Origin of the sequence: Mesorhizobium sp. B2-1-8 (assembly GCF_006442545.2) — a bacterium.
Lineage (GTDB): Bacteria > Pseudomonadota > Alphaproteobacteria > Rhizobiales > Rhizobiaceae > Mesorhizobium.
The window spans coordinates 5,549,247-5,573,535 of the sequence record NZ_CP083952.1 but is presented as its reverse complement, the minus strand read 5'-3'; the positions used below and the strand labels follow the sequence as shown (position 1 = coordinate 5,573,535).

The 24,289-nt window shown below is 64.3% G+C and carries 20 protein-coding genes; 13 read left to right on the top strand and 7 right to left on the bottom strand.

Annotated elements, in window-relative coordinates:
• Nucleotides 1-67: 67 nt before the first annotated feature.
• Both FJ970_RS27440 and murA read right to left on the bottom strand, forming a co-directional pair.
• Nucleotides 68-949 carry an N-acetylglucosamine kinase gene (locus FJ970_RS27440; RefSeq protein ID WP_140757695.1) on the bottom strand — a complete coding sequence of 294 codons (882 nt, stop codon included), beginning with the start codon at nt 947-949 and terminating at the stop codon, nt 68-70.
• Nucleotides 946-2,202, bottom strand: a complete 1,257-nt coding sequence (gene murA, locus FJ970_RS27435) for a UDP-N-acetylglucosamine 1-carboxyvinyltransferase (protein WP_140757694.1) — start codon at nt 2,200-2,202, stop codon at nt 946-948. The genes FJ970_RS27440 and murA overlap by 4 nt, the downstream gene beginning before the upstream one ends.
• A 171-nt stretch (nt 2,203-2,373) precedes the next feature.
• Here murA and FJ970_RS27430 point away from each other — a divergent pair, with 171 nt between their 5' ends.
• Entirely contained in the window at nt 2,374-3,234 is an 861-nt protein-coding gene (locus FJ970_RS27430; RefSeq protein WP_140757693.1) for a MurR/RpiR family transcriptional regulator, read from the top strand.
• A 5-nt stretch (nt 3,235-3,239) separates the two neighbouring features.
• On the opposite strand, the gene FJ970_RS27425 is transcribed toward FJ970_RS27430, so the two are convergent.
• The 3 genes from FJ970_RS27425 to FJ970_RS27415 form a co-directional block, all read right to left on the bottom strand.
• On the bottom strand, nt 3,240-4,595 hold the full coding sequence (locus FJ970_RS27425; RefSeq protein ID WP_140757692.1) for a glutamine synthetase family protein: 1,356 nt from the start codon (nt 4,593-4,595) through the stop codon (nt 3,240-3,242).
• 248 nt (nt 4,596-4,843) lie between these two features.
• Nucleotides 4,844-5,542: a GntR family transcriptional regulator gene (locus FJ970_RS27420; protein ID WP_140757691.1), complete on the bottom strand. Its 699-nt coding sequence runs from the start codon at nt 5,540-5,542 to the stop codon at nt 4,844-4,846.
• 186 nt (nt 5,543-5,728) lie between these two features.
• On the bottom strand, nt 5,729-7,789 hold the full coding sequence (locus FJ970_RS27415) for a N,N-dimethylformamidase beta subunit family domain-containing protein (RefSeq protein WP_140757690.1): 2,061 nt from the start codon (nt 7,787-7,789) through the stop codon (nt 5,729-5,731).
• A gap of 438 nt (nt 7,790-8,227) precedes the next feature.
• Here FJ970_RS27415 and ftsZ point away from each other — a divergent pair, with 438 nt between their 5' ends.
• A complete protein-coding gene (gene ftsZ, locus FJ970_RS27410) occupies nt 8,228-9,265 on the top strand; it encodes a cell division protein FtsZ (protein WP_140757689.1) in 1,038 nt (345 codons plus the stop codon).
• Nucleotides 9,266-9,296: 31 nt separating this feature from the next.
• Here ftsZ and FJ970_RS27405 read toward each other — a convergent pair whose 3' ends face one another.
• On the bottom strand, nt 9,297-10,022 hold the full coding sequence (locus FJ970_RS27405) for an MgtC/SapB family protein (RefSeq protein ID WP_140757810.1): 726 nt from the start codon (nt 10,020-10,022) through the stop codon (nt 9,297-9,299).
• 253 nt (nt 10,023-10,275) lie between these two features.
• Between FJ970_RS27405 and FJ970_RS27400 the strand changes: the two genes are divergently transcribed.
• The 10 genes from FJ970_RS27400 (at nt 10,276) to FJ970_RS27355 (ending at nt 22,084) form a co-directional block, all read left to right on the top strand.
• Entirely contained in the window at nt 10,276-11,250 is a 975-nt protein-coding gene (locus FJ970_RS27400; protein WP_181178420.1) for a sugar-binding transcriptional regulator, read from the top strand.
• A 45-nt stretch (nt 11,251-11,295) separates the two neighbouring features.
• Nucleotides 11,296-12,741, top strand: coding sequence for an extracellular solute-binding protein (locus FJ970_RS27395; RefSeq protein ID WP_140757688.1), 1,446 nt, complete (start codon nt 11,296-11,298; stop codon nt 12,739-12,741).
• Between the two features lie 152 nt (nt 12,742-12,893).
• Nucleotides 12,894-13,817, top strand: a complete 924-nt coding sequence (locus FJ970_RS27390; RefSeq protein ID WP_140757687.1) for a carbohydrate ABC transporter permease — start codon at nt 12,894-12,896, stop codon at nt 13,815-13,817.
• Nucleotides 13,818-13,826: 9 nt separating this feature from the next.
• Nucleotides 13,827-14,684: a carbohydrate ABC transporter permease gene (locus FJ970_RS27385; protein ID WP_127276378.1), complete on the top strand. Its 858-nt coding sequence runs from the start codon at nt 13,827-13,829 to the stop codon at nt 14,682-14,684.
• Between the two features lie 2 nt (nt 14,685-14,686).
• Nucleotides 14,687-15,805 carry an ABC transporter ATP-binding protein gene (locus FJ970_RS27380; protein ID WP_140757686.1) on the top strand — a complete coding sequence of 373 codons (1,119 nt, stop codon included), beginning with the start codon at nt 14,687-14,689 and terminating at the stop codon, nt 15,803-15,805.
• Nucleotides 15,802-16,926, top strand: coding sequence for an ABC transporter ATP-binding protein (locus FJ970_RS27375; RefSeq protein ID WP_140757685.1), 1,125 nt, complete (start codon nt 15,802-15,804; stop codon nt 16,924-16,926). Before FJ970_RS27380 ends, FJ970_RS27375 begins: the two co-directional genes overlap by 4 nt.
• Entirely contained in the window at nt 16,926-18,479 is a 1,554-nt protein-coding gene (locus FJ970_RS27370; protein ID WP_140757684.1) for an FGGY-family carbohydrate kinase, read from the top strand. The genes FJ970_RS27375 and FJ970_RS27370 overlap by 1 nt, the downstream gene beginning before the upstream one ends.
• 10 nt (nt 18,480-18,489) lie before the next feature.
• Nucleotides 18,490-19,530, top strand: coding sequence for a 2-hydroxyacid dehydrogenase (locus tag FJ970_RS27365; RefSeq protein ID WP_140757683.1), 1,041 nt, complete (start codon nt 18,490-18,492; stop codon nt 19,528-19,530).
• Nucleotides 19,531-19,576: 46 nt separating this feature from the next.
• Nucleotides 19,577-21,094: a glycerol-3-phosphate dehydrogenase gene (locus FJ970_RS27360; protein ID WP_140757682.1), complete on the top strand. Its 1,518-nt coding sequence runs from the start codon at nt 19,577-19,579 to the stop codon at nt 21,092-21,094.
• Nucleotides 21,095-21,142: 48 nt separating this feature from the next.
• Nucleotides 21,143-22,084 carry a sugar phosphate isomerase/epimerase family protein gene (locus FJ970_RS27355; RefSeq protein WP_140757681.1) on the top strand — a complete coding sequence of 314 codons (942 nt, stop codon included), beginning with the start codon at nt 21,143-21,145 and terminating at the stop codon, nt 22,082-22,084.
• Nucleotides 22,085-22,139: 55 nt separating this feature from the next.
• Here the strand turns inward: FJ970_RS27355 and fba are convergent, their stop codons facing one another.
• Entirely contained in the window at nt 22,140-23,204 is a 1,065-nt protein-coding gene (gene fba / locus FJ970_RS27350) for a class II fructose-bisphosphate aldolase (RefSeq protein ID WP_023782262.1), read from the bottom strand.
• A gap of 272 nt (nt 23,205-23,476) precedes the next feature.
• Between fba and FJ970_RS27345 the strand changes: the two genes are divergently transcribed.
• Nucleotides 23,477-24,247 carry a DeoR/GlpR family DNA-binding transcription regulator gene (locus tag FJ970_RS27345; RefSeq protein ID WP_140757680.1) on the top strand — a complete coding sequence of 257 codons (771 nt, stop codon included), beginning with the start codon at nt 23,477-23,479 and terminating at the stop codon, nt 24,245-24,247.
• Nucleotides 24,248-24,289: the final 42 nt, after the last annotated feature.

The following is a 24,289-nucleotide window of genomic DNA, read 5'->3' as shown; positions in this document are numbered from 1 at the left end:
ACTTTTTAGAATTTGATATTCGCATCGTCAACAGAGATTTGGAATATTTTATTCCTACTCTTACCAGCTATCCCTTGTAGACCGACCTCTTCGCAAGAATGATCGCTCCGGCCACGGCATCGCCGTCGGCCGGCTTCAGGCGACGCCGGACATCGGGGGAAAGCCAGGGCTCGAGCGGGCTGGCGAGACCGCCCAGCAAGGTCACGCGCGGCGCGCCTTTTTCGAACAGCACCCGAACCAGCGTGTCGATCTGCTCTGCCGCGATTTGCACGATGCGGCGTCCGACGGGGTCGCCCTGGTCGGCATGGCGCATCACCATGGGTGCAAGCGCGGCATAGTCCGTGGCGCTGGCGCGGTCCATCCAGGCAACGGCCTCCATGGGGTCGCCCGCGAAGCGCTGCATGACCTCCGCCAGCAGCGCCGTCCGTTCGTGCCGGCCGTCATGGGCGCGCAGCGCCAGCTGCACGGCTTTCAGTCCAAGGTCGGCGCCGCTGCCCTCGTCGGAGATCGGAAATCCATAGCCGCCGGCGCGCAGGTCGCGGCCCTCGACAAAGCCAAGGCCGATCGAGCCGGTCCCGGCAATGACGATGGCGCCGTCCTGACCCGAATGGGCGCCGAGGCAGGCGCCGACGCCGTCGCTGACGAAGTCGATGCTGGCAAAGGGGTGCGCTATTGCCCGTAACGCCTCCAGCGCGCCTTTGCGGCCGATGCCGGCAAGACCGATTCCGGCATGGATCCGGGCGGTCTCGGCCGGCGCGAAACCTGCTTCCTCGATCGCCGCGCCGAAGGCTTTCGCAATGGAGGCCCAGGCTGCCTCGATGCCGAGCCGCGTCGTCGCCGGGCCCGATAGGCCTTGTCCCAGCACCGCGCCTTGCGCGTCCTCGAGGCGGGCGCGGCAACCGGTGCCGCCGCCATCGACGCCGAGAAAATAATCCGCGTCGGTATTCATGCGCCCAGCCGCTCGATGTCGGCGCCGCAAAGGCGCAGCTTGCGGTCCAGTTGCTCATAGCCGCGGTCGAGGTGATAGACGCGGTTGATGATGGTCTCGCCTTCGCTGACCAGCGCCGCCAGCACCAGCGACACCGAAGCGCGCAGGTCGGTGGCCATCACTTGCGCGCCATGCAGCTTCTCGCCGCCGCGTACCAGGGCCATGGTGCCTTGCAGCTTGATGTTGGCGCCGAGCCGCATCAGTTCGGGCACGTGCATGAAGCGGTTCTCGAAGATGGTTTCGCGCAGCAGCGAGGCGCCCTGCGCGCAGCACATCAGCGCCATGAACTGCGCCTGCAGGTCGGTCGGAAAGCCCGGATAGGGTTCCGTGGTGAGGTCGGCTGCCTTGAGCGGCCGGTCGCGTGACACGATGAGGCCACGGTCGCCCGGCCAGACGCTGACGCCGGTCGCCTCCAACAGTTGCACCACCGAGGCCATGTGTTCGAGCCGGGCGTGCGTCAGTTCGAGCTGGCCGCCGGTGATCGCGGCCGCGATGGCATAGGTGCCGGCCTCGATGCGGTCGGGGATGATGTCGTGCCTGGCGGCGTGCCAGTTGGTGTCGCCCGCGATCAGGATGCGATGCGTGCCGGCGCCCTCGATGCGCGCACCCATGGCGTTGAGGCAAGCGGCGAGATCGGCCACCTCCGGTTCGCGCGCCGCGTTGAGGATCTCGGTTTCGCCCTTGGCCGTGGTCGCCGCCATCATGGCGGTTTCCGTCGCCCCGACCGATGGTGAGGGGAGCACGATGCGCGTGCCGGTCAATCCGTTCGGCACTGAAGCGACGATCAGGCCGTTCTCGATGGCGATCCTGGCGCCGAGCGCGGCGAGTGCGGCGACATGCATGTCGACCGGGCGCGCGCCGATCGCGCAACCGCCCGGCAGCGAAACCCGGGCGTGGCCGAACCGCGCCAGCAACGGCGCCAGGACCAGCACTGTCGCCCGCATCTTCCGCACCGTGTCGTAGGACGTTTCCTTGGAAACGGCGGCACTTGTGTCGATGGTCGCGGCATGGGCGGACCTTGTCACTTCGGCACCGTGAAGCCTTGCCACGCCGAGCATGTTTTCGACGTCGGTCACATCGGGCAGGTTGGTCAGTTCGAGCGGGTAGGGGCTGAGCAGTGCGGCCGCGATCTGCGGCAAGGCGGCATTCTTGGCGCCCGATATGGTGACCGCGCCTTGCAGTCTCTGTCCGCCGACGATCCGCAATCTGTCCATGGCTGATACCTTGACGATGAGGCTCACACCGGCAACCTGCCTGGGAAAGCTGCTCCAAATCCCGAGCGGTGACCCGGGTCAGGTTTGAGAATTAATTCTGCGTTCTTGGCTGTCAATCGAAATTGGAATAATTTATTCCTCGTCTGGCAAGTCTGAACAGCGAGGGATTCCGTGTCCGTCTTAAGCAGGATCAATGCCAAGCTCGACGGCATGGCGCCCAGCGATCGCGAGATCGGCCGTTATATCGTCGACAATCCCGACCAGATGCTGCGGCTGTCGACGGCCGCACTCGCGGCCGAGATCGGCCGCAGCCAGTCGAGCGTCGTCAAGTTCAGCCAGAAACTCGGCTATGCCAGCTATCAGGAACTCAAGCTCGCTGTCAGCGAGGCCAAGGCGCAGGATTGGCAGGTGCCGGCCGGTGTCATCCACGGCTCGATCGAGGTCGGCGATGGCTTTCCGGTCATCCTGAAGAAGCTGATCGGCAGCAAGCTGCTGTCGATGCAGCGGACCGTCGCCGCCAACAGCGAGCGCATCATCTCCAGGACGCTTGAGCTGCTGGATGGCGCGCGGCGCATCCATCTGGTCGGCGTCGGCGCCTCTTCGCTGGTGGCGCGCGATTTCTCCTACAAGCTGATGAAGCTCGGCCGCAATGTGCTGCATGACAGCGACAGCCACATCCAGATGGCCAACGCCTCGACGCTCGGGCCTGGCGATGTGCTGTTCGCGCTCTCCTATTCCGGCGCCAGCATCGAAACCTTGCGCATCGCCGAGCTTGCAGCCAAGCGCGGCACGTCGGTGATCGCCGTCACCGGCCTGCACGACAATCCGCTGAGCCGCGTCGCCGACATCCGCCTCTACACCATCGCCGACGAGGAACGCGCGCGCTCCTCCTCCATCACCGCGCGCGACGCGCAGCTGACGCTGACCGATCTTCTGTTCATAATGCTGGTGCAGAAACAGCCGGACGCCAACGACTATGTCCACAACAGCGAGGCGGCGGTCACGGTGCTGAAGGCCGAGCGGTCGTCGTAAAGGCCTCAGACGCTTTCGAGATAGGTCTCGATCTCGAAATCGCTGACGTTGAGGGCGAACGTGTTCAATTCCTGGCGTTTGCAGGCGACGAAGGAGTCGCGCAGGATCGCCGGGAAGATCTCCGCCACATGCGTCCCGCCTTCGAAGGTCGCGATCGCCGACGCCCAGTCCGGCGGCAACTTGGCAGGCACAACGCCTTGGCCGTCATTGCCGGCCGGGTCGCCCGGCGACATCTGCTTCTCGATGCCGATCAGTGCTGCGCCCAGTATGGCGGCAAGCACGAGATAGGGGTTGGCGTCCGCGCCCGAGACGCGATGCTCGATGCGGCGCGCCCCGGTCGGGCCGCCGGGAATGCGGATTGCGACCATCCGGTTCTCGTAACCCCAGGCGACCGCGGTCGGTGCGTAGGATCGCGGGCGCAGCCTGCGGTAGGAATTGAAATGCGGCGCGAACACCAGCGTGCTCTCGGCCATCGCAGCCAGCAGCCCGCCGACCGCGTGGCGCATGGTGTCCGAGCCCTGGTCCGTGCCATCGTCGAATACGTTGCGCCCTTCGTCGTCGACCAGGCTGAAATGGACGTGAAACCCGTTGCCGGCGCGGTCGCCATAGGGCTTGGCCATGAAGCAGGCGGCAAAGCCGTGCTTGCGGGCAATGCCCTTCACCGTGCGCTTGAACAACACCGCATCGTCGGCCGCTCGCAAAGCGTCGGCGACATGGTTCAGGTTGATCTCGAACTGGCCGACGCCGTTTTCGGCGATCGCCGTGTCGACGGGAATGCCTTGCGCGCGGCAGGCTTCGTAGATGTCGTGGATGAAGGCTTCGAAATCGTCGATCTCGTCGATCGACAGCGCCGCGTCGGAATCGAGACGCCGCCCGGTGACTGGCGAGACCGGTCCGACCGGCCGCTGCGATTGCGGATCAACCAGGTAGAATTCGAGTTCGGTCGCCGCGACCGGAGCGAGGCCGAGCGCCTGGTAGCGATCGAGGATGCGGGCCAGCGCCCGCCGGGGATCGCCGAGATAGGGCGCGCCGCTCTCGTCGGCGAGCCAGAGCGGGACGAGCGCCGTCGGATGCGCCGTCCATTCCACCGGCAGAATGCCGCGTCCCGTCCATTGGCAAAGGCCATCGGCATCGCCGGTCGAGAAGACCAGGCTGTTGCCTTCGATGTCCTCACCCCAGACATCGAGCCCGATCAGCGAATAGGGCATGCGCAACTTGCCTTCCAGCGCCTTGCGCGCTTGCTCGACCGGGATGCGCTTTCCCCGCATGATGCCGTTGAGGTCGCACACCGCGGCCCTCAGGCTCTGGATGTCGCTTCGGGTTTCAAGCCAATTCAAAACGTCCGCAATTGCATCGCTCAATTTCCGTTACCTCTGGTTCCCTGCGGTGCCGCGCCTGAGGCGGCCACCCTATTTCACGACAAGACAGCTGATGAGTTCATGAAGGTATCTCCGACGTCAGTCGAAAGAGTTTCCTTCATTTTTTCAAATCATTAGCTGGGATGTCGGGAGGCATTTCAGGAACCAATTGCGCGATTTGCGATCGCAACATAGCGACAAGGCAAGGGAAAGCCAAGGGGCATCTGGTGACGTGTCCAGGAGACACCGGTCTAGCTCCTCGCTTCCGGGAACTTGCCCTGCCGCAGGATGTGGGCCGCGCCCTCGTCGATGTCGCGAACGATGGCCGCCCGCGCCCGCGCGCCGTCTTGTGCCTCGATCGCCGCGACGACTTCCTCGTGATAGTCGATGTCCAGAATGGAGGAGAGGTCGTCCTCGAACCCCGTGGCGAGATTTCTGAGAAACGGGCCGACCTGCATCCACACCGTTTCGATCAGGAAGATCATCTGCTCATTGCCGCAATGGCGATAGATCGAGAATTTGAAGTCGTGGTTCTTCCTGAGATAGTCGCTGATATCGCCCTTGCGGGCCGCCAGGGTCAATTCGGTGCAATGGCGTCGGATCGCCCGCAGATTGTTGCCGTTGATCAGTTTCGTTGCAAGCTCGGTCGCCGGGCCTTCGAGCAGCGTGCGCACGGCGGTCAGTTGCGAAAACCGCTCGGCCGAGATCACCGGCACCTCGACACTGCCGTTCGGCATCGGGCTCAGCGCCCGCAATGCCTGCAGCCGCATGAAGGCACTGCGCACCGGCATGTCGCTGGTGCCGAGTTCCTTGGCGAGTTTGCGCGAGGTCAGCTTCTGGCCAGGCAGGAATTGGCCGGACATTAGGGCTCGCACGAGCTCCAGATAGACCTTCTCGTGCAAGGGCACGGTGTCGACGGCGGTCAAACCGAAATGTGTTCTGTCGGCCATTGGCGAGGGCGCTACTTTATCTGTTCTGAAAATGACCTGACGACATCGGCCGCGGACAAACCTTGAGCCGGGTATGGCGGGAACACCCAAGCCGCCGATTGATCAGGCATGATAGACGCTTCGATCGTTGCGCGGCAAGCGAACTGCTGGAACCGGCGCGGTGCCGCGGGTGCCACCTTTCCGGGGCTATCGATCCGGGGCCTTCCGGTTCTTTGTCGCCGCCAGACGCGTCAGCAAGTTCTTGGTGATCCGGCCGACGTCGTTCATGGCGTCGCCCGCCGGCAAGGCGCCGCACCAGGCGACCGAACTCGCGCAGAAGATCAGGCCGTCCGAAGGCAGATGGCGCAGCGTCATCTCCGCGCAGCGGCGCCCGTCGCGCTCGCTGTCACCTCCCTCGTACCAACGGGTCGCGTCTTGGACGAAGCTGTCCGGGAAACCGGTCGCGCGCGCAATGACGATGGTGTCGGGGGATGTGCCCAGATGCGGGTCGGTGGCATCGACCTCGTAGCCGGCAGCCCCACCAAGCACGATGCCCTCGTCGCCAAAGGTCTCGCTGGCGACGCCGTCGAACAACCATGCCGCGGAAGGGTGGCGGCTTTCCGGTGTGCGCGTGAAGGGTCGTGCGCCTTCGAAACCCATCAGCGAGATGGCGACGCCGGTCAGCGAGAACTCGCCGCGCCCGCTGGCGCGCAGGTAGCCTCCCGGCTGGTTGGTGATCGACAGCGACTGTTCGGCGATGGGACCGTCCCAGGTCCGGCCCGCCTCGAGCGGCGAGCGGCGCAGTTCCATCAGATCGTCTTGGAACGCCACCTTGCCGGCAAAACCATTGCCGCCGAGATAGGCGATGCTGCCGCCCGCCGCCGCGAACTGGCGCAAGGCATGTTCCATCTCGACCGACATGTATTCGGGATGGCTGCCGGTGATGACCGCGTGATAGTCCCGCAGGCCGGCTACGCCCCGTTCATGCAGGTCGCGGTCTGTGATGAGATCGAAGGCAATGCCGTTGCTGTGGCAGAAGCGCAGAAAGTGCAGGTCGACCGGTAGGTTGTGCGGACAGCCGCACAGCGGGTAATTGTAGTCGTCGCGCAGCGTCGCCTTCGGCTTCCTGGTGGAACAGATCGACACGCCGCTGAGGTCGCTGTGGTAGTCGTAGAGAGACTTCAGGTTGTTGTCGATCGCCAAGCGATGGCCGCGATCCTCGCACATCCATTCGTAGAGATGCGCCGGCAGGAATTCATCCGCGTAGGCAAGGTAGGTGGCCGTAGGCACCAGGAACAACAGTGGCGTGCGGCGTACCGACGAAGTGATGAAGAAGACGATACGCTCCGCCCCTTCGTCCTGGCCGACCTCGAAGGCATAGACGCCGGCCGGCGCTTCGGCGGGGATTTGCAGCTGGTAGGACGCGGGCCACTGCAACGCGCCCATGTCGTCGTCGTGGCAATGCACGGCGTCGTAGTGCGACGGCACCAGGCGGGGGTCGAAACTCGACCCGTCCCAGCGGCGCGAGGTCATGCAGAAGGCGGGCTGGTTGATCGTTTCCAGGAAGAGGACGCGATCGGTGCCTGTCGAGGCGAGCGGGCCGCTCGGCAGCAGGGTCGGAAACGTCCACGCGATACGACCAGCCGCGGTTTGCAGGGAGATCGCAGAGAATTTCGCATTGAGCGACCTGACATCGTTTGCCGTGCTGGTGCCGAAGACCATGTCACCGGGCAGCGGGCGCCATGGCAGGTCGAATCGATGATCCAGGTGAAACGGCGACAGGAGATCGTCCGAATCGACCCGCAGCACGGTCGCGCCGTCGTTCGACGAAATCTCGAGCTTGAGCCAGATGTTTGCCGGCAAGGCCACGCCGCTATCGAGCGGCTTGCCGCGGTCGCCTGACATCAGCCGCCCGTCCTGCAGGCCGAGGCGCAGGTTTCCGCTCTCGAACAGCACGCGGGCGCCATCATTGCGGGTCAAGTACACTTCGAAGGCGACGCCTTCGATCTCGGTGGCCTTGGCCAGTTCGGTCGCCGCGATCTTCAGGAAGGATCCATGATCGAAGTCCCGATGCGACACGGCATTTCCTGTCGACTCGACGCGCCAGCCCATCGGCTCGGCCGCGGGCGTGTCGAGCCGCACGACGTGCACGTCGCGTACCTGCCGCGCTGACGAGACATGAAGGGCGACCGGTGTTCCGGCCGCTGTATGCCAGGGAACGGTATAGCCCGAGACGGCCATGGCGCCGTGATTGACGGGGCGTTTCATCGCCGCAAACGTCCGCGCTGCGATCCCCGCGGTCGCAATCTCATGGATGACAAACTGGACAATTCTCTCATACCCTTGGATTCTGGAGGGGATATACCCTCGAGCTTTGATTGGTGACGAAGTCCGCGGAGATCTCGCCTTGGCCATTGAGACGATCGGCCAAGGCGGGTTCGACCCAGCCATCGCCAGGCACTCCGCGTGGTGCCTGATCTACGGCGACACTATCGCGATCGTCCGAAACCGGACAGTCGTTCTCGTAGCTCGACCTCTTCATCACAAATCTTGACCTTCCCGCACTTGCACGTCCGCTCGCTCTCTGGCTTTTTGGGGTACCCATCCGAACGGACTGATTCGCGTCATGCCGCTCGATTGCAATGTCTTGCAGGCGGTCTGCTTGTGGGTCGTGAAGCACACGCAGTTGGCGAAGGAGAAGCAGGCATGGCCGAGTTCAAGAAGCCGGAAATCTCCGAGATGAGACCCAAGATCACCGTGATCGGTGTCGGCGGCGGCGGCGGCAACGCGATCAACAACATGATCGTGGAACAGCTTCAGGGAACCGAGTTCATTGCCGCCAACACCGATGCCCAGGCGCTGACCATGTCGAAGGCGACGCGGCTGATCCAGCTTGGCGCACACGTCACGGAAGGCCTCGGCGCCGGCTCGCTGCCCGAGATCGGCCGTGCCGCTGCAGAGGAATCGCTCGACGAGATCATGGATCATCTGGCCGGCACGCATATGTGTTTCGTCACCGCCGGCATGGGCGGCGGCACCGGCACCGGTGCGGCTCCGATCATCGCCCAGGCGGCGCGAAAGGCCGGCATCCTGACGGTCGGCGTCGTCACCAAGCCGTTCACCTTCGAGGGCAGGCGCCGCATGCAGATGGCCGAAGAGGGCATCGAGCGGCTGCGCGAGGCTGCCGACACGGTCATCGTGATCCCCAACCAGAACCTGTTCCGGATCGCCGATGCCAAAACCACCTTCGCCGATGCCTTCGTCATCGCCGACCGGGTGCTTTATTCCGGCGTCAGCTGCATCACCGACCTCATCGTCAAGGAAGGCCTGATCAATCTCGACTTCGCCGACGTCAAATCGGTGATGCGCGGCATGGGCCGCGCCATGATGGGAACCGGCGAGGCCTCGGGCGACGGCCGGGCGATGAAGGCGGCGGAAGCCGCGATCGCCAACCCGCTGCTCGACGAAATGTCCATGAAGGGCGCCAAGGGCGTCCTGGTGTCGATCTCGGGCGGCAGGGACATGACCCTGTTCGAGGTCGACGAGGCTGCCACGCGCATCCGCGAGGAAGTCTACGAGGATGCCGACATCATCGTCGGCGCCATCTTCGACAAGAGCATGGAAGGCCGCTTCAGGGTCTCGGTGGTGGCGACCGGCCTCGATCGTTCGCTCGCCGAGGGCGACGCCGATGCCGGCATCGCGCGGGATCATTCCCTACCTTCCGCCGCACGGACCTTGCAGTAAGGGCTGCTCCATTCAAATCGGCTGGCATCGGTCAGGACGCTTTCTCGCCGACTAGATCAAATCGCTCGATCTCACATTCGCGGGCGACCAGCGCCAGGATTTCCGTTGAAGGTTCGGTCGCATCGGGCTGTCTCCATTCGAGATTGAACGAGTAGACGAAGCGGTCGCGGCTGAAATCGTGCTCCATCGTGGCAAGGCGTGCGTCATAGCCGAGCGGCCGCACCATCTCTTGAAGGTCGGGCGGTGAACTTTTCGCCCAGGAAACCGACAGGATCGCATGGTGGTCGCGCGGGATCTTGAGATCGACCCATTTCAATACCTGAAGCGTCAGCAGCGTCAGCACGGTTGCAATTCCCGCAAGACCGAACTGGCCGCCGCCAAACGCAAGTCCGATCATCGTCATGATCCACATGGTGGCCGCGGTGGTGACACCGGTCACGAGGTCGCCGCGCCGAAGGATGGCACCGCCGCCGATGAAGCCCACGCCGGTCAGCACGCCAAGCGGGAGGCGCAGCACGTCCATGCGGGAGAAGAAATCCATTCCCTTGCCTGTCGTATCAAGCAGCAAGTTGGCCTGGATCATCGCAACCGCGGCCGCAAGGCCGACGAGGATGGTCGTCCGAAGCCCGGCGGTGTGGCCACGCGCTTCTCTGTTCAGGCCAATGAGAAAACCTGCCAGCACCACAAACAGCAGCCGTGCGACAAGATCGGGCCATGTCGGATGAAGCGGCATATCGCAGCAAAGCGGCTCGAACATTGTCCTGTCAGGCGGCGCCACTGCTCCGCCTCTCCACCTTCCCCCCGGGTTTTTGGCACCGCTCGGCGCCGGCGGCCGGCCGGCGCGCCGCGACCTCGATGTAAGAACCTCTTTGCCCTCCTGAAGTTCCGGCCGAACCGCGGCGCGGCCGGCCGGCCAACCGCCATGCGATTTTGAAAGGTGGCGCTTGACTTCGGTCAATCCATGTGAAAAATTTTGCATCAACTGATAAAAATATCACCGGGACGGAAACGTGGTTGGTTTTGGAAACGGCCTTTTGCGCGACGATGATGCCAGCATGGCGGCGCGGGCTGCGTGGCTTCATTACGCTGGTGGCCTGACCCAGTCCGAGGTCGCCAAGCGGCTCGGGCTGACCAGCCTCAAGGCCCACCGCCTCATCACCAAGGCCAACCAGGAAGGGCTGGTGAAGGTCTATATCGACGGCGAAGTGTCGGAATGCGTCGAACTCGAGGACGAATTGTCCCGCCGCTACGGCCTCGACTATTGCGAGGTGGTCCCGGATTTCGATTCCGAGGACCTGCCGCTCAAGGCGCTCGGCATTGCCGGAGCGCAGTTCCTCAAGCGCGAGATCGAACGCGGCGAGCAGGCGCTGATCGGTGTCGGCCATGGCCGCACGCTCGCGGCTTGCGTGGAATATCTGCCGCGCACGACCACCGACCGGATCCGTTTCGTTTCGTTGCTCGGCGGCCTGACGCGGAAATTCTCGGCCAACCCGCATGACGTCATCCACCGTCTCGCCGAACGCACCGGCGCCGAAGCCTATGTGATGCCGGTGCCGATGTTCGCCAACACGGCGGAGGACCGCATCGTGCTGCTGGGCCAGAAGGGCGTTAGCGAGGTCTTCGATCTCGCCAGATCCGCCGACCTGCTTTTCGCCGGCATCGGTACCGCCGAACGCGAGGCTTCGCTGGTCGCCACCGGCATGATCGAGAAGGGTGAGATGGAGGAGATCCGCCGCAATGGCGGCGTCGGCGAATTGCTCGGCCATTTCTTCGACGAGGCCGGCAAGGCGGTGGCGACGACCGTTTCCAACCGGGCGCTGGCGCTGGCGCGCGAGGACATCGCCAGCCGTAGGATCGTCGCCGTCGCCGGCGGCAGGATCAAGGTTCGCGCCATCAAGTCGGTGCTGGAGGGGCGCTATCTCAAGGGCCTGATAACAGACGAGCGGACGGCGCGATCGCTCGTGGAAGAGACGCCGGTCGGGTAGCCGGCAACGGTTCAGTTGAAACTACCCTGTGGAGGAGAAGACGAAATGCATGAGAAAGAGAAAGACCTCATAGAGGCCTTCCTGCGCGGACAAGTCGACCGTCGCGGACTGATCAAGGGCCTGGGAGCCATGGGCCTGGCCGCCGGCACCGCCGGCACGCTGCTCAACCTGGGCCAGACCCGCGCGCTCGCCGCCGACTTCGACTGGCAGGCGCATAAGGGCAAGACCATCAAGCTCCTGCTCAACAAGCATCCCTATGCCGATGCGATGATCGCCGACCTGGAGAACTTCAAGAAGCTGACCGGCATGAACGTCGTCTATGACGTCTTCCCCGAAGACGTCTATTTCGACAAGGTGACCGCGGCCCTGTCGGCGAGCTCGCCCGAATACGACGCCTTCATGACCGGCGCCTACATGACCTGGACCTATGGCCCAGCCGGCTGGATCACCGACCTCAACGAATGGATCAAGGATCCGGCCAAGACCAACCCGAACTATGCCTGGGACGATTTTCTCCCAGGCGTGAAGTCGTCCTGCGCCTGGAACGGCAAGCCGGGTGGCGCTCTGGGTTCGGAAGACGCCAAGCAGTGGTGCATTCCGTGGGCCTTCGAGCAGAACAACATCACCTACAACAAGGGCATGTTCGACAAGGCCGGCGTCGGCGTCCCCGGCAATCTGGACGAGATGATCTCGACGGCGGCCAAGCTGCAGAAGGATATCGGCAGCGGCGTCTACGGCATCGGCGTGCGCGGCTCGCGCTCCTGGGCGACCATCCATCCGGGCTTCCTGTCTGCCTACTCGAACTTCAACGAGAAGGATCTGACTGTTTCCGCCGATGGCAAGCTCGCGGCGGCGATGAACACCGCCGGCTCAAAAGCCTTCCATGCCAAATGGGTGCAGATGATCCAGGAGAGCGGCCCCAAGGACTGGTCGACCTACACCTGGTACCAGGTCGGTACCGATCTCGGCGCCGGCGCCTCGGCGATGATCTTCGACGCCGACTGCCTCGGCTACTTCATGAATGGCGGCGACAACAAGATGGCCGGCAAGCTCGCCTATGCCGCCTTCACCGCCAACCCGGAAGCCAAGGCTTCGACGCCCAATATCTGGATCTGGTCGCTGGCGATGTCCAACTTCTCCAAGGACAAGGACGCGACCTGGTACTTCCTGCAATGGGCCTCGGGACCGGAGCACGGGCTGTTCGGCGCCACCAAGATGGACTTCGTCGATCCGGTCCGCCAGTCGGTGTGGAAGGACGAGATGTTCCGCGAGAAGCTGAACAAGAGCTATCCCGGCTATGTCGAGATGTTCGACGCTTCGGCGGCCGGCGCGTCGATCAAGTTCACGGCGCAGCCGCTGTTCTTCGACCTCACCACCGAATGGGCGGCGACGCTGCAGAAGATGGTGGCCAAGGAAGTGCCGGTAGACGAGGGCCTCGACAAGCTCGCCGAGAGCATCAACGGCCAGCTCAAGGAAGCCGGTCTCGGTTAAGTCGCAAGGACGCCGGCCTGCTTGGCGGGTCGGCCCTGGTTACACCTTTTCACGTTTGCGACGCGGTGCCGAAAGGTGACCGCCATTTCGCCCGACCGGCCGCCTTGCTCCCTTGGGCGGCCGGCAGGGCGAGGCAACAACGGAGCAGCTCGATGACTGCGGTGGTATCGCAAAGGCCCAGGCCATCCGGCTTCAGGATCAGCAAGCGGGTGCTGCCCTATGTGCTCAGCCTGCCGGCCTTGCTGGTCTGCATCGGCATCCTGATCCCGTTCCTGACCTCGGTGGTCTATTCCTTCCAGCGCTACCGTCTGAGCCAGCCCTGGGCGCGCCAGTTCAACTGGGGCGACAACTACATCTCCTTCTTTACCGATCCGAAGTTCTGGAACACGTTGAAAGTCTCGCTGGTCTATGCCGGCACCACGGTCGTGCTGGAACTGCTTCTGGGTCTCGCTATCGCCTTGCTGCTGCAGAAGCGCTCGACGCTCAACAACTTCATCTCGATCATGCTCTTGATGCCGCTGATGACGGCGCCGGCGCTGGCCGCGCTGATGTGGAAGCTGATGACCAATCCCGGCTTCGGCGTGCTGAGCTATCTCGCCAGCCTCATCGGGCTGCAGGATTTCCGCTGGGCGTCGTCGCCGTCGACCGCGCTGTTCACCGTCGTGCTCGTCGACATCTGGGTCTACACGCCTTTCATCATGATCCTGCTGCTCGCCGGCCTGCGCAGCCTGCCGACGCAGCCCTTCGAGGCGGCGGCGCTCGACGGCGTGCCGAGGAGCTTCGTCTTCTTCCGCATCACGCTGCCGATGCTGACGCCCTACATCCTGACGGCGACGCTGTTCCGACTGCTCGATTCGATCCAGCAGTTCGACATCATCTACGCGATGACCCAGGGCGGGCCGGGCGACACGCTGACCGTCTTCCAGGTCGAGGCCTATCTCAACTTCTTCCAGTCGACCAATGTCGGCCGCTCGGCGGCGCTGATGATCATCCTGTGGGCGATCACCTATTTACTCTCCAACATCTTCATCAAGAACTGGCTCAGGCTGCGCGAACGCGCCCGTGGCCAAGCATAGGAGGCGGCGATGGAACACACCTCGCTTCTCGAACGCATCCTGCGCGGCGCAGCACTGACCCTGGTGGTGATCTTCTTCATGTTCCCGATCGTCTGGATTTTCATGATGTCGTTCCAGACCAACGAGACCATCCTGCGCATCCCGCCGCAGCTCATCTTCGAACCGACGCTCGCCAATTACACGGCGCTGATCACCGGCAAGCTGATGACCGCAGCCGGCACGCTCGACATCGCCTTCATGCGCAATCTCTGGAACTCGGTGTTCCTGTCGGTAACCTCGGTCGCCGTCTCGCTGCTGCTCGGCGTGCCGGCCGCCTACGCCTTCGCGCGCCACAAATTCCGCGGTTCGGAGGACATCGCCTTCACGCTTCTGTCGTTCAAGTTCGCGCCGGCGCTCCTGGTGCTGTTGCCGCTGACCCTCTATTTCCAGAAGCTCGGCCTGGCCAACACCTATATCGGGCTGATCTGGGTCTACCAGCTGATCTGCCTGCCGTTGATCCTGTGGATCGTGCGCGGCTATTTCGAGGATATCCCGGCCGACATCGAATACGCCTACCGCATCGGCGGCCATTCGTGGTTCGCCACCTTCCGCAAGATCGCGCTGCCGCTCGCCGGTCCGGGGATCGCGGCGGCCGGCCTGCTCGCCTTCATCTTCGCCTGGAACAATTTCGTCTTCGCGCTGGTGCTGGCTTCGGCCGACAAGCAGCCGGTGACGGTCGGCGCGCTCGCCTTCATCACCTCATCCGGCATCCAGTATGGCCAGATTTCGGCGGCCATCGTCTTGTCGATCACGCCGACGCTGGCGCTCGCCCTCTACGCACAGCGCTATCTGGTCGAAGGCCTGTCGCTCGGCGCGGTGAAAGGATAGAAATGGCCAGCCTCGAACTCAGAAACCTCGTCAAGCGCTACAAGAGCCAGACCGTCCTCGACAATTTGTCGTTGACCGTCGCGGATGGCGAGACGCTGGTGCTGTTCGGACCTTCGGGCGCCGGCAAGACGGTGCTGCTGCGCCTCGTCGCCGGCGTCATCGATCCCGACGAAGGCAAGATCCTCATCGGCGGCGAGGACATGACCGATGTCGACGCGGAGTTCCGTGGCGTCGGCATGGCGTTCCAGAATTTCGCGCTGTTTCCGCACATGAGCGCGTTCGACAACATCGCGACGCCGCTCGAGGCCAAGCGTTCCTCACAGAGCGCGATCAAGGCCGGCGTCGAGAGCGTCGCCAAGCTGTTGAAGATCGGCCATGTGCTCAGCCACAAGCCACGCGCGCTGTCCAACGGCCAGAAGCAGCGCACCGCACTTGCGCGCGCTCTGGTCGGTTCGCCGCCGCTCCTCTTGCTCGACGATCCCTTGCGCAATGTCGACGCCAAGCTGCGCTTCGAGATGCGTCTCGAACTGCCGAGGCTGCTCGCCGATCGCGGCGCCACCGTCGTCTACGTCACCCAGGACTACAAGGAAGCCATGGCGCTCGGCGACCGTATCGCGGTGATGTCGCAAGGCGTCATCCGGCAGCTCGGCACCCCGGAGCAGATCTATCGCGAGCCGGCCAACATCGAGATCGCGCGGCTGTTCGGCGACCCGACCATAAACCTGCTCGACGTCAAGCCCGCGCGCGATGGCAGGGGAGGTTATGTCGGCCTGTCCAACGTGCAGGTCCATCTCGCCGACGTTCCCGATACCGCCGTCGGTCGCGACTGCATCATCGGGCTGAGGCCGGAGGCACTGCATTTCGTTGGCGAAAACGAGCCCGGCGCCATTCCGGTCACGGTCGAGGCCGAGACGCCGCTCAACGAGAAGATCGTCACCCTGGTGCGCACCGTTCGCGGCCGCGAAATCCTGGTCTCGCGCCCGGCCGGGACGCCGGGCCGCAGCGAAGGCAAGGCGCATATCGTCGTCGACGGGAAGAGCGCCTTGCTGTTCGATCGGGCAAGCGGCGAGCGCATCGGCGCGAAGAACGTCGTCAAACTGCGCAACGGAGAAGCGGCATGAGCGCCAGCGCACTCACCATTTCCGGCGTCGACAAGTTCTACGGCCCGATCGACAGGGGCGTTCACGCCGTCAAGAACCTGACGATGGAGATCGGCAAGGGCGAGATCGTGGCGTTGCTCGGCTCGTCGGGCTGCGGCAAGACCTCGACGCTGCGCATGATTGCCGGCTTCGAGGAGGTCTCGCGCGGCACGATCGCGGTCGCCGGCCGCAAGGTACACACCTTGCCGCCGGTCAGACGCAATGTGGCGATGGCCTTCGAGGGCTACTCGCTCTATCCCCCGCTGACCGTGCGCGAGAACATGGCCTTTGCCCTCAAGGCCGCCCGGATGCCCAGAAGCGAGGTCGACGCCAAGGTCGCCAGCATCGCCAAACTGCTGGAGATCGAAGACATACTGGAGCGCTATCCCAGCTCCATTTCGGGCGGCCAGCAGCAGCGCGCCAGCCTTGGCCGGGCGCTCATCCGCGAAGCCGACCTGCATCTGCTCGACGAGCCGATGGGGCAACTCGAGCCGCAGCTTCGCGCCGTGCTGCGCGGCCGTATCAAGCACTTCATCAAGGAGCGTGGACTGACCGCGATCCTGGTCACCCACGATCAGACCGAGGCCAATGCACTTGCCGACCGCATCGCGGTGATGGAAGGCGGCGTGCTGCAGCAGTTCGACACTCCCGACAGGATCAAGGAGCGTCCGGCGAACCTGTTCACCGGCACCTTCGTCGGCGAGCCGCCGATGAACGTCTTCGAGGCCTTTGTCGGAACCGCCGCCGGCCGCATCAATCTCAGGCTGCCCGACGGGCTGTCGCTCGACTACGACAAGGACGCTTTCAGCGCTCCGGTGCGTGACCAGCTGCTCAGCCGCGAACGGGTGGTCATCGGCATCAGGCCCTACGCGGTCCGGCGCTCGAAGGAAGGTGTCCCGGCCAGGGTCTCGGCCAACCAGTGGCTCGGCGACCAGACCCATATCGCCGCCGATTTCGCCGGCGGCTCGCTGGTGCTGGTCGAGCATGACCGCACCCGGCTCGATCTCGGCGCGCCCATCAACGTCAGCATCGATCCGAAAAACCTGCACGTCTTCGACCAGGCAAGCGGCAAGGCCATCTCGCACGGCATGGAGCTCGCGTGATGCGCGACATACTGATCGGCATCGATGCCGGCACCTCCGTCATCAAGTCCATCGCCTTCGACACGGCGGGCCGGCAGATCGCGGCCGCGGCAACGCCGAACCATTATGAGACGCTGCCGGGTGGCGGCGCCGAACAGGATCTGGCGCGCACATGGGCCGATGCCGCGACGACCCTGCGCCAGCTTGCCGACAAGGTGCCCGACCTCGCCAGCCGGACCGTCGCCATCGCGGTGACGGGGCAGGGCGACGGAACCTGGCTGATCGATGGCAAGGGCGAGCCGGTGGCCAAGGGCTGGCTCTGGCTCGATGCGCGCGCCGCCGGCGTCGTCGAGGAGATCCGCGCGCGGCCCGATGACCGGCTGCGCTTCGAGAAGACCGGCAGCGGGCTCGCCGCCTGCCAGCAGGGCTCGCAGTTCGTCTTCATGAAGCGCACCATGCCCGAAATGCTCGGCAAGGCTGCCACCGCGTTCCACTGCAAGGACTGGCTCTATTTCAAGCTGACCGGCGAACGCGCCACCGATCCGTCCGAAGGGACCTTCACCTTCGGAGACTTCCGCACCCGCGACTATAGCGACGAGGTGCTCGACGTGCTCGGCGTCGCCGATCTCAGGCACCTGCTGCCGCCGGTTGTCGACGGCACGAGGCACAGCACCGGACTATCGCCTGCGGCCGCCGCCGTCACCGGCATGCTTGCCGGCACACCCGTCGTGCTTGGCTATGTCGATGTCGTCTGCACCGCGCTCGGCGCCGGCCTGCTTGACCGCGAGCGCAAGCCCGGCTGCTCGATCATCGGCTCCACCGGGATGCATATGCGGCTGGCCGAGACACCCGACGATGTGCAGCTCAACGAAGCGGCGACCGGCTACACCATGGCGATGCCGGCGCCCGGCGTGTTCGCGCAGATGCAGTCCAACATGGCGGCGACGCTCAACATCGACTGGGTGCTTGGCCTTGCCTCGGGCATTCTCGCCTCGCAAGGCATAACCCGCAGCAATGGCGAGATGATCGCCCTGGTCGATGCCTGGATCGCGGCATCGCAGCCGGCGTCGCTGCTCTACCAGCCCTACGTGTCGGAAGCCGGCGAGCGCGGGCCGTTCGTCGATGCCAATGCCAGGGCGGGCTTCGTCGGCATTTCCTCGCGCCACGGCTATGCCGATCTGGTGCGCGCCGTCTTCGAAGGCTTGGCGTTCGCGGCGCGCGACTGCTACGCCGCCATGGGTCCGCTGCCACGCGAAATCCGCCTGACCGGCGGGGCCGCCCGAAGCCCGGCGCTGCGCAAGATCCTGGGCGCGGCCATCGGCGCCGATACGCGCACCAGCGCGCGCGAGGAGGCTGGCGCCGCCGGTGCGGCGATGATCGCCGCGGTCTGCGTCGGTCAATACGCCTCGATGGACGAATGCGTCGGCGAATGGGTGACGCCGCTGCTCGGCGAGGCCGAACCGAGCGACCCGGACCTTGCCGCGATCTACGACAGGATGGCCCCGTCCTACATGCTGGCGCACCAGGCCCTGCGGCCGGTCTGGCGTGCCATGGCGACATCGCAGGAAAATTGAGAAGTCGAGTATGCCCAGGAAAATAGCGATCATTGGCGACAACTTCATGCTGCCGGAGGTGTTTCGCGCCAAAATCGAGAACGTCGTCAGTGGCGGCCTCGATATCAGGACCTTGCAGACGGCCTGGCCCGACGAGCCGATGGAGTTCGGCGATCCGGCGCTCGGCCTCGACAAGGTCAAGGAATATTTCGGCCATCCCGCCGAGGTCGTCGACTTCATCGGCGATGCCGAAATCCTCGTTACTCAGCTTGCGCCCCTGTCGGAAGGCATGATGCGGCGCCTGCCGGGGCTCAAGCTGGTCGCTGTCTCGCGCGGCGGCCCGATCAACATCGACATGGAAGCGGCCAGGGCGAACGGCATCACCGTGGTCAACGTGCCCGGCCGCAACGCCACCGCCGTGGCCGAGTTCACCATCGGCGCGATCCTTACCGAGACGCGGCTGATCCGGGTCGGTCACGAGGCCCTGCGCAAGGGGGAATGGCGCGGCGATCTCTACCGCGCCGACCGCACCGGTCGCGAACTCGGTGAAATGACAGTCGGCGTCGTCGGCTATGGCAATATCGGCACGAAAGTGGTGCGCCTGCTGCGCGCCTTCGGCTGCCATGTCCTGGTCAGCGACCCCTATGTGCAGTTGAGCGCCGAGGACCGCAACGCCGGCGTCGAACTGGTTGCGCTCGACGATCTCCTGTCGCGCTCCGATGTGGTTACGCTGCATTCGCGGGTGACGCAGGAGACACGCGGCCTGATCGGTCAGGACACCCTCGCGCGGATGAAGCCGGGCGCGATCTTCGTCAACACCGCGCGCGGGCCGCTGGTCGACTACGACGCGCTCTACGAGGCGCTGGTTTCGGGGCGGATCGCCAGCGCTATGCTGGAGACCTTTGCGGTCGAACCGGTGCCCTCGGACTGGCCTTTGCTGCAGCTTCCCAATGTGACGCTGACGCCGCACATCGCCGGCGCCTCGGTGCGCACCGTGACCTATGCCGCCGAGCAGGCCGCCGAGGAGGTGCGCCGCTACATCGCTGGCCTGCCTCCGGTCAATCCGTGCTGAGAGCGAGAGCCATGATGCGAGAGTCCGGTCGCGGGGTGATGGCAAGATGAGCGTCGGCCCTGACATCGTCGATCTCTTCGTCATTGGCGGCGGCGTCAACGGGGCCGGCATCGCGCGCGATGCCGCCGGCCGCGGCCTTTCCGTCATTCTGTGCGAGAAGGATGATCTCGCCGAAGGCACCAGTTCGCGCTCGGGCAAGCTCGTGCATGGCGGGCTGCGCTACCTCGAATATTACGAGTTCCGCCTGGTGCGCGAGGCGCTGATCGAGCGCGAGGTGCTGTTGGAATCGGCGCCGCATATCATCTGGCCGATGCGCTTCGTGCTGCCGCACAGCCCGGACGACCGGCCGGCATGGCTGGTGCGGCTCGGCCTGTTCCTTTACGACCATCTTGGCGGCCGCAGGCGGCTGCCCGCCACCCGCACGCTCGACCTGCGCACCGCGCCCGAGGGGGCGCCGATCAAGGACAGTTTCAAGCGCGGCTTCGAATATTCCGACTGCTGGGTCGACGATGCCCGCCTCGTCGTCATCAATGTGTTGGACGCGGCCGAACGGGGAGCGAAGGTCTTCACCCGCACCGCCTGCACCGCTGCCCGCCGCGAGGGCGGCCTCTGGGTCGTCGAGATGCGCGACGTCAGGACCGGCAACAAGACCAGTGTGCGGGCTCGCGCGCTGATCAATGCCGCCGGCCCCTGGGTCAACGACATCGTCAACCGCGTTGCCGGACAGAATTCCAGGCGCAATGTCCGCCTGGTCAAGGGCAGCCATATCGTCGTGCCCAAATTCTGGGAAGGCCGGCAGGCCTATCTCGTCCAGAACAGCGACAAGCGCGTCATCTTCATCAACCCCTACCAGAACGATCTTGCCCTGATCGGCACCACCGACATTCCCTACGAAGGCCGGCCCGAAGATGTGACGGCGGACGAGAGCGAGATCGATTACCTGATCAGGGTGGTCAACCGCTATTTCAAGCGCGGCCTTGCGCGCAACGATGTGGTCTATTCCTTCTCCGGCGTCAGGCCGCTCTACGACGACAACGCCGACAATCCCAGTGCGGTGACCCGCGACTATATTTTCGAACTCGACGCGCCGGACGCGCAGGCGCCGCTGCTCTCCGTCTTCGGCGGCAAGATCACCACCTTCCGCAAACTGGCCGAGCACGCGCTGGACAGGATCGCGCCGTTCTTTCCGAAGATGGGCAAAGCATGGACCGCGAAGGCGCATCTGCCCGGCGGCGACATCGCCAATGCCGACTTCGAACAGTTTCTCGGCGACCTCGCGAACGAGTATCCATGGATGCCGGCATCCCTGCTCAAGCATTACGGCCGGCTCTACGGCACCCGGGCGCGGTCCGTGGTTGGCGGCGCCCATTCGCTCGCCGCACTGGGGCGGTGCTTCGGCAGGGATTTCTTCGAGCGCGAGGCGAACTACCTCTTCGAACAGGAATGGGCGGAAGACGCGGCCGACATTCTCGAACGGCGCACCAAGCATGGCCTGCACCTGTCCGCCGAGGAGAAGTCGGCCTTCGAGCATTGGTGCGCGAACCGACAGGCGAGGGCAGGCTGATGGCGCTCATTGCCCCTATTCGGCGACGGCGTTGAAGGGATCGCGACCTTGGCCTTCACGCTCTCCCTCAACACCAATCCGCTGGTCAACCGCTTCGCGGAGCCGGACGATGTAATCGACACCATCGCCTATGGCATCGGCATCAGGGACATTCAGCTCACACATGAATTCGTCAACCCGGGCTGGCCGGCGGCGACGATCGTCAAATTCATCCGCCTGTTCCGTAATGCCTTGGATCGCACCGGCGTGCGTGTCACCTCCGGCATGACCGGCCCCTATGGTCGGCTCAACCATTTCGGCCACCCCGATGCCGATGTGCGCCGTTACTATGTCGACTGGTTCAAGACCTTCGCCGATATCTCGTCCGAGCTTGGCGCTGGCGGCATGGGCACGCAGTTCGCCATCTTCACGCATCGCGACTATGATGACCCCGACCGCCGCGCCCGGCTGTTCGACATCGCGCTGGACTGCTGGCGAGAGGTCGCCGAACACGCCCGGGCGGCAGGCCTGAGCTACCTGTTCTGGGAGCCGATGTCGGTCGGTCGCGAGTTCGGCCATACGATCGAGAATTGCCGGATGCTCCAGAATGCGATCGATGCTGCCGGCATGGCCATTCCGCTGGAGATGATGGTCGACATCGACCATGGCGACGTGACTTCCTCCAACCCGGCCGACATCGATCCCTATGCCTGGGCCGAGGCCTTCCCCCTGAAGTCACCGATCATCCACATCAAGCAGTCGTCGATGAACAAGGGCGGCCACTGGCCGTTCACCGCAGCCCACAACAAGGACGGCCGCATCACGCCTGAGAAGCTGCTGGAAACGGTGCGACGCGGCGGCGGCACCGACAACGAGATCTGCCTCGAACTGTCGTTCCGCGAGCGCGAGCCGGTCGACCACCAGGTGGTCGCCATGATCCGCGAGTCGGTCGACTATTGGGCGCCGTTCATCGAGACCGGCAGGCCTGGCCTGCTACCGAAAGCCGGATAGAAATCGGACAGGAGCCGATGCGGCTCCTGTCCATGAAATGCAACGGGGAGCGAACTCAGGCGAATTTCGGATCGAGGCTGCCCGACTTGTAGCGCTTGGCCATTTCCGAGACCGGCAGCGGCTTGATCTTCGGCGCATTGCCGGCGGTACCGAATTGCTCGAAGCGCTCCTTGCAGAGCTTGCGCATGGCGGCCATCGCCGGCGTCAGGTATTTGCGCGGATCGAACTCGCTGGGGTTTTCGGTCAGCACCTTGCGGATCGCGCCGGTCAACGCCATGCGGTTGTCGGTGTCGATGTTGATCTTGCGCACGCCATGCTTGATGCCGCGCTGGATCTCTTCCACCGGCACGCCCCAGGTCGGCTTCATCTGGCCGCCATATTTGTTGATGATTTCCTGCAGGTCCTCCGGCACCGAAGACGAGCCGTGCATGACCAGATGCATGTTCGGCAAGCGGCGGTGGATCTCCTCGATGACGTTCATGGCGAGAACCGCGCCGTCGGGCTTGCGCGAGAATTTATAGGCGCCGTGGCTGGTGCCCATGGCCACCGCCAGCGCATCGACATGGGTGTCGCGCACGAACTGTTCGGCCTGCACCGGATCGGTCAAGAGCTGGTCGTGGCTGATCGCGCCTTCGACGCCATGGCCGTCTTCCTGCTCACCGCCGCCGCTCTCGAGCGAACCCAGCACGCCGATCTCGCCTTCCACCGAGACGCCGCCCCAATGCGCCATGTCGACGACGCGCCGTGTGATGCCGGAATTATAGGCATAGTCGGCCGGCGACTTGCCGTCCTCCTTGAGCGAGCCGTCCATCATCACCGAGGTGAAGCCGTGCTGGATGGCGGTGACGCAGGTGGCTTCGTTGTTACCATGGTCGAGATGCATGCAGACCGGGATGTCGGGGTGGATTTCGACCAGCGCGTCGATCAGCTTGGCCAGCACCACGTCATTGGCGTAGGCGCGCGCACCGCGGCTTGCCTGCAGGATGACCGGCGACTTGGTCTCCTCCGCGGCCTCCATGATGGCGAGGCCTTGTTCCATGTTGTTCATGTTGAAGGCCGGCACGCCATAGCCGTATTCGGCGGCGTGATCGAGCAATTGTCTCAGTGTGATGCGAGCCAACGATTAGTCTCCCGTATCTGGTTTCAAACCTGTGGTTGCGGGCTGTCCGCGCATCGTTCAGCCCACCGATGCTTCTGGCCGGAATTCCGCGCAACCGCAACCGTGACAGAGGGTACCGGCCGCAATTCTTGTTACAGCGTCGCGATAAAAGCCGGCGAAATATCCCACGGAAATGTCTCATTATCACAAAAATTATGATACTTTTGCGGTGATATCTGTTATATCTGGGTTCGATCAAGGAGCCAGGCTTCTGCGTTGGCAGGTCTGTGGCAATGAAGAGCGACAACAGGCGGCAAGGCATCATGGATTTCCTGGTGGACGCCGGCGCGGCAAGCGTCGACGACCTCGCCTCGCGTTTTGGCGTCTCCAGGATGACTGTGCACCGCGACCTCGACGAACTCGAGGAGAGCGGCTTCCTGCGCAAGGTGCGCGGCGGCGCGTCGATCCAGCCGAGCAGCCTCTTCGAAAGCGATTTCCGCTACCGGCAGAAGCAGGCGATCGGGGAAAAACAGCGCCTTGCGGCTGCGGCCGTGGCCATGATCGAGCCTGGCCAGACGGTCGTCATCGACGACGGTTCGACGGCGGGCGGCATCGCGCGGCATCTCACCGATCTCAGGCCGCTGACGGTGATCACCAACAACCTCGCCGTCATCCAGGACCTGGCCGGTGCCGGAGGCATCAACCTGATCGCGCTTGGCGGCCAGTACTCGAAGAAATTCCATGGCTTCTTCGGCCTGCTCGCCGAGGCTTCGCTGAGATCGCTGCGCGCCGACGTCGCCTTCCTGTCCTCATCCGCCATCCACGGCGCCTCCGCCTTCCATCAGGACCAGGAAGTGGTGCAGGCCAAGCGGCTGATGATGGCCGCGGCGACACGCAAATATCTGCTGGTCGATCACGGCAAGTTTGGCCGCAGCGCGCTGCATTTCCTGACCGACCTCAAGGCATTCGACGCCGTCTTCACCGGACGCGAGCCGGAACTCGGGATGCGCGCGACGCTGGATGCGGCCGGGGTTTCGTTGACGGTGGTCGCCGACAAGGATTGAGGATCAAGGAGAGTACGCGTGGTTTACTGGGTCGGTACAAGC

What these genes read in the sequence shown, in the direction of transcription:
- FJ970_RS27440 (WP_140757695.1), bottom strand. Translation starts at nt 949, where the DNA reads ATGAATACCGACGCGGATTATTTTCTCGGCGTCGATGGCGGCGGCACC.
- murA (WP_140757694.1), bottom strand. Translation starts at nt 2,202, where the DNA reads ATGGACAGATTGCGGATCGTCGGCGGACAGAGACTGCAAGGCGCGGTC.
- FJ970_RS27420 (WP_140757691.1), bottom strand. Translation starts at nt 5,542, where the DNA reads ATGGCCGACAGAACACATTTCGGTTTGACCGCCGTCGACACCGTGCCC.
- FJ970_RS27415 (WP_140757690.1), bottom strand. Translation starts at nt 7,789, where the DNA reads ATGAAACGCCCCGTCAATCACGGCGCCATGGCCGTCTCGGGCTATACC.
- ftsZ (WP_140757689.1), top strand. Translation starts at nt 8,228, where the DNA reads ATGGCCGAGTTCAAGAAGCCGGAAATCTCCGAGATGAGACCCAAGATC.
- FJ970_RS27405 (WP_140757810.1), bottom strand. Translation starts at nt 10,022, where the DNA reads ATGTTCGAGCCGCTTTGCTGCGATATGCCGCTTCATCCGACATGGCCC.
- FJ970_RS27395 (WP_140757688.1), top strand. Translation starts at nt 11,296, where the DNA reads ATGCATGAGAAAGAGAAAGACCTCATAGAGGCCTTCCTGCGCGGACAA.
- FJ970_RS27390 (WP_140757687.1), top strand. Translation starts at nt 12,894, where the DNA reads ATGACTGCGGTGGTATCGCAAAGGCCCAGGCCATCCGGCTTCAGGATC.
- FJ970_RS27385 (WP_127276378.1), top strand. Translation starts at nt 13,827, where the DNA reads ATGGAACACACCTCGCTTCTCGAACGCATCCTGCGCGGCGCAGCACTG.
- FJ970_RS27380 (WP_140757686.1), top strand. Translation starts at nt 14,687, where the DNA reads ATGGCCAGCCTCGAACTCAGAAACCTCGTCAAGCGCTACAAGAGCCAG.
- FJ970_RS27375 (WP_140757685.1), top strand. Translation starts at nt 15,802, where the DNA reads ATGAGCGCCAGCGCACTCACCATTTCCGGCGTCGACAAGTTCTACGGC.
- FJ970_RS27370 (WP_140757684.1), top strand. Translation starts at nt 16,926, where the DNA reads ATGCGCGACATACTGATCGGCATCGATGCCGGCACCTCCGTCATCAAG.
- FJ970_RS27365 (WP_140757683.1), top strand. Translation starts at nt 18,490, where the DNA reads ATGCCCAGGAAAATAGCGATCATTGGCGACAACTTCATGCTGCCGGAG.
- FJ970_RS27360 (WP_140757682.1), top strand. Translation starts at nt 19,577, where the DNA reads ATGAGCGTCGGCCCTGACATCGTCGATCTCTTCGTCATTGGCGGCGGC.
- FJ970_RS27345 (WP_140757680.1), top strand. Translation starts at nt 23,477, where the DNA reads ATGAAGAGCGACAACAGGCGGCAAGGCATCATGGATTTCCTGGTGGAC.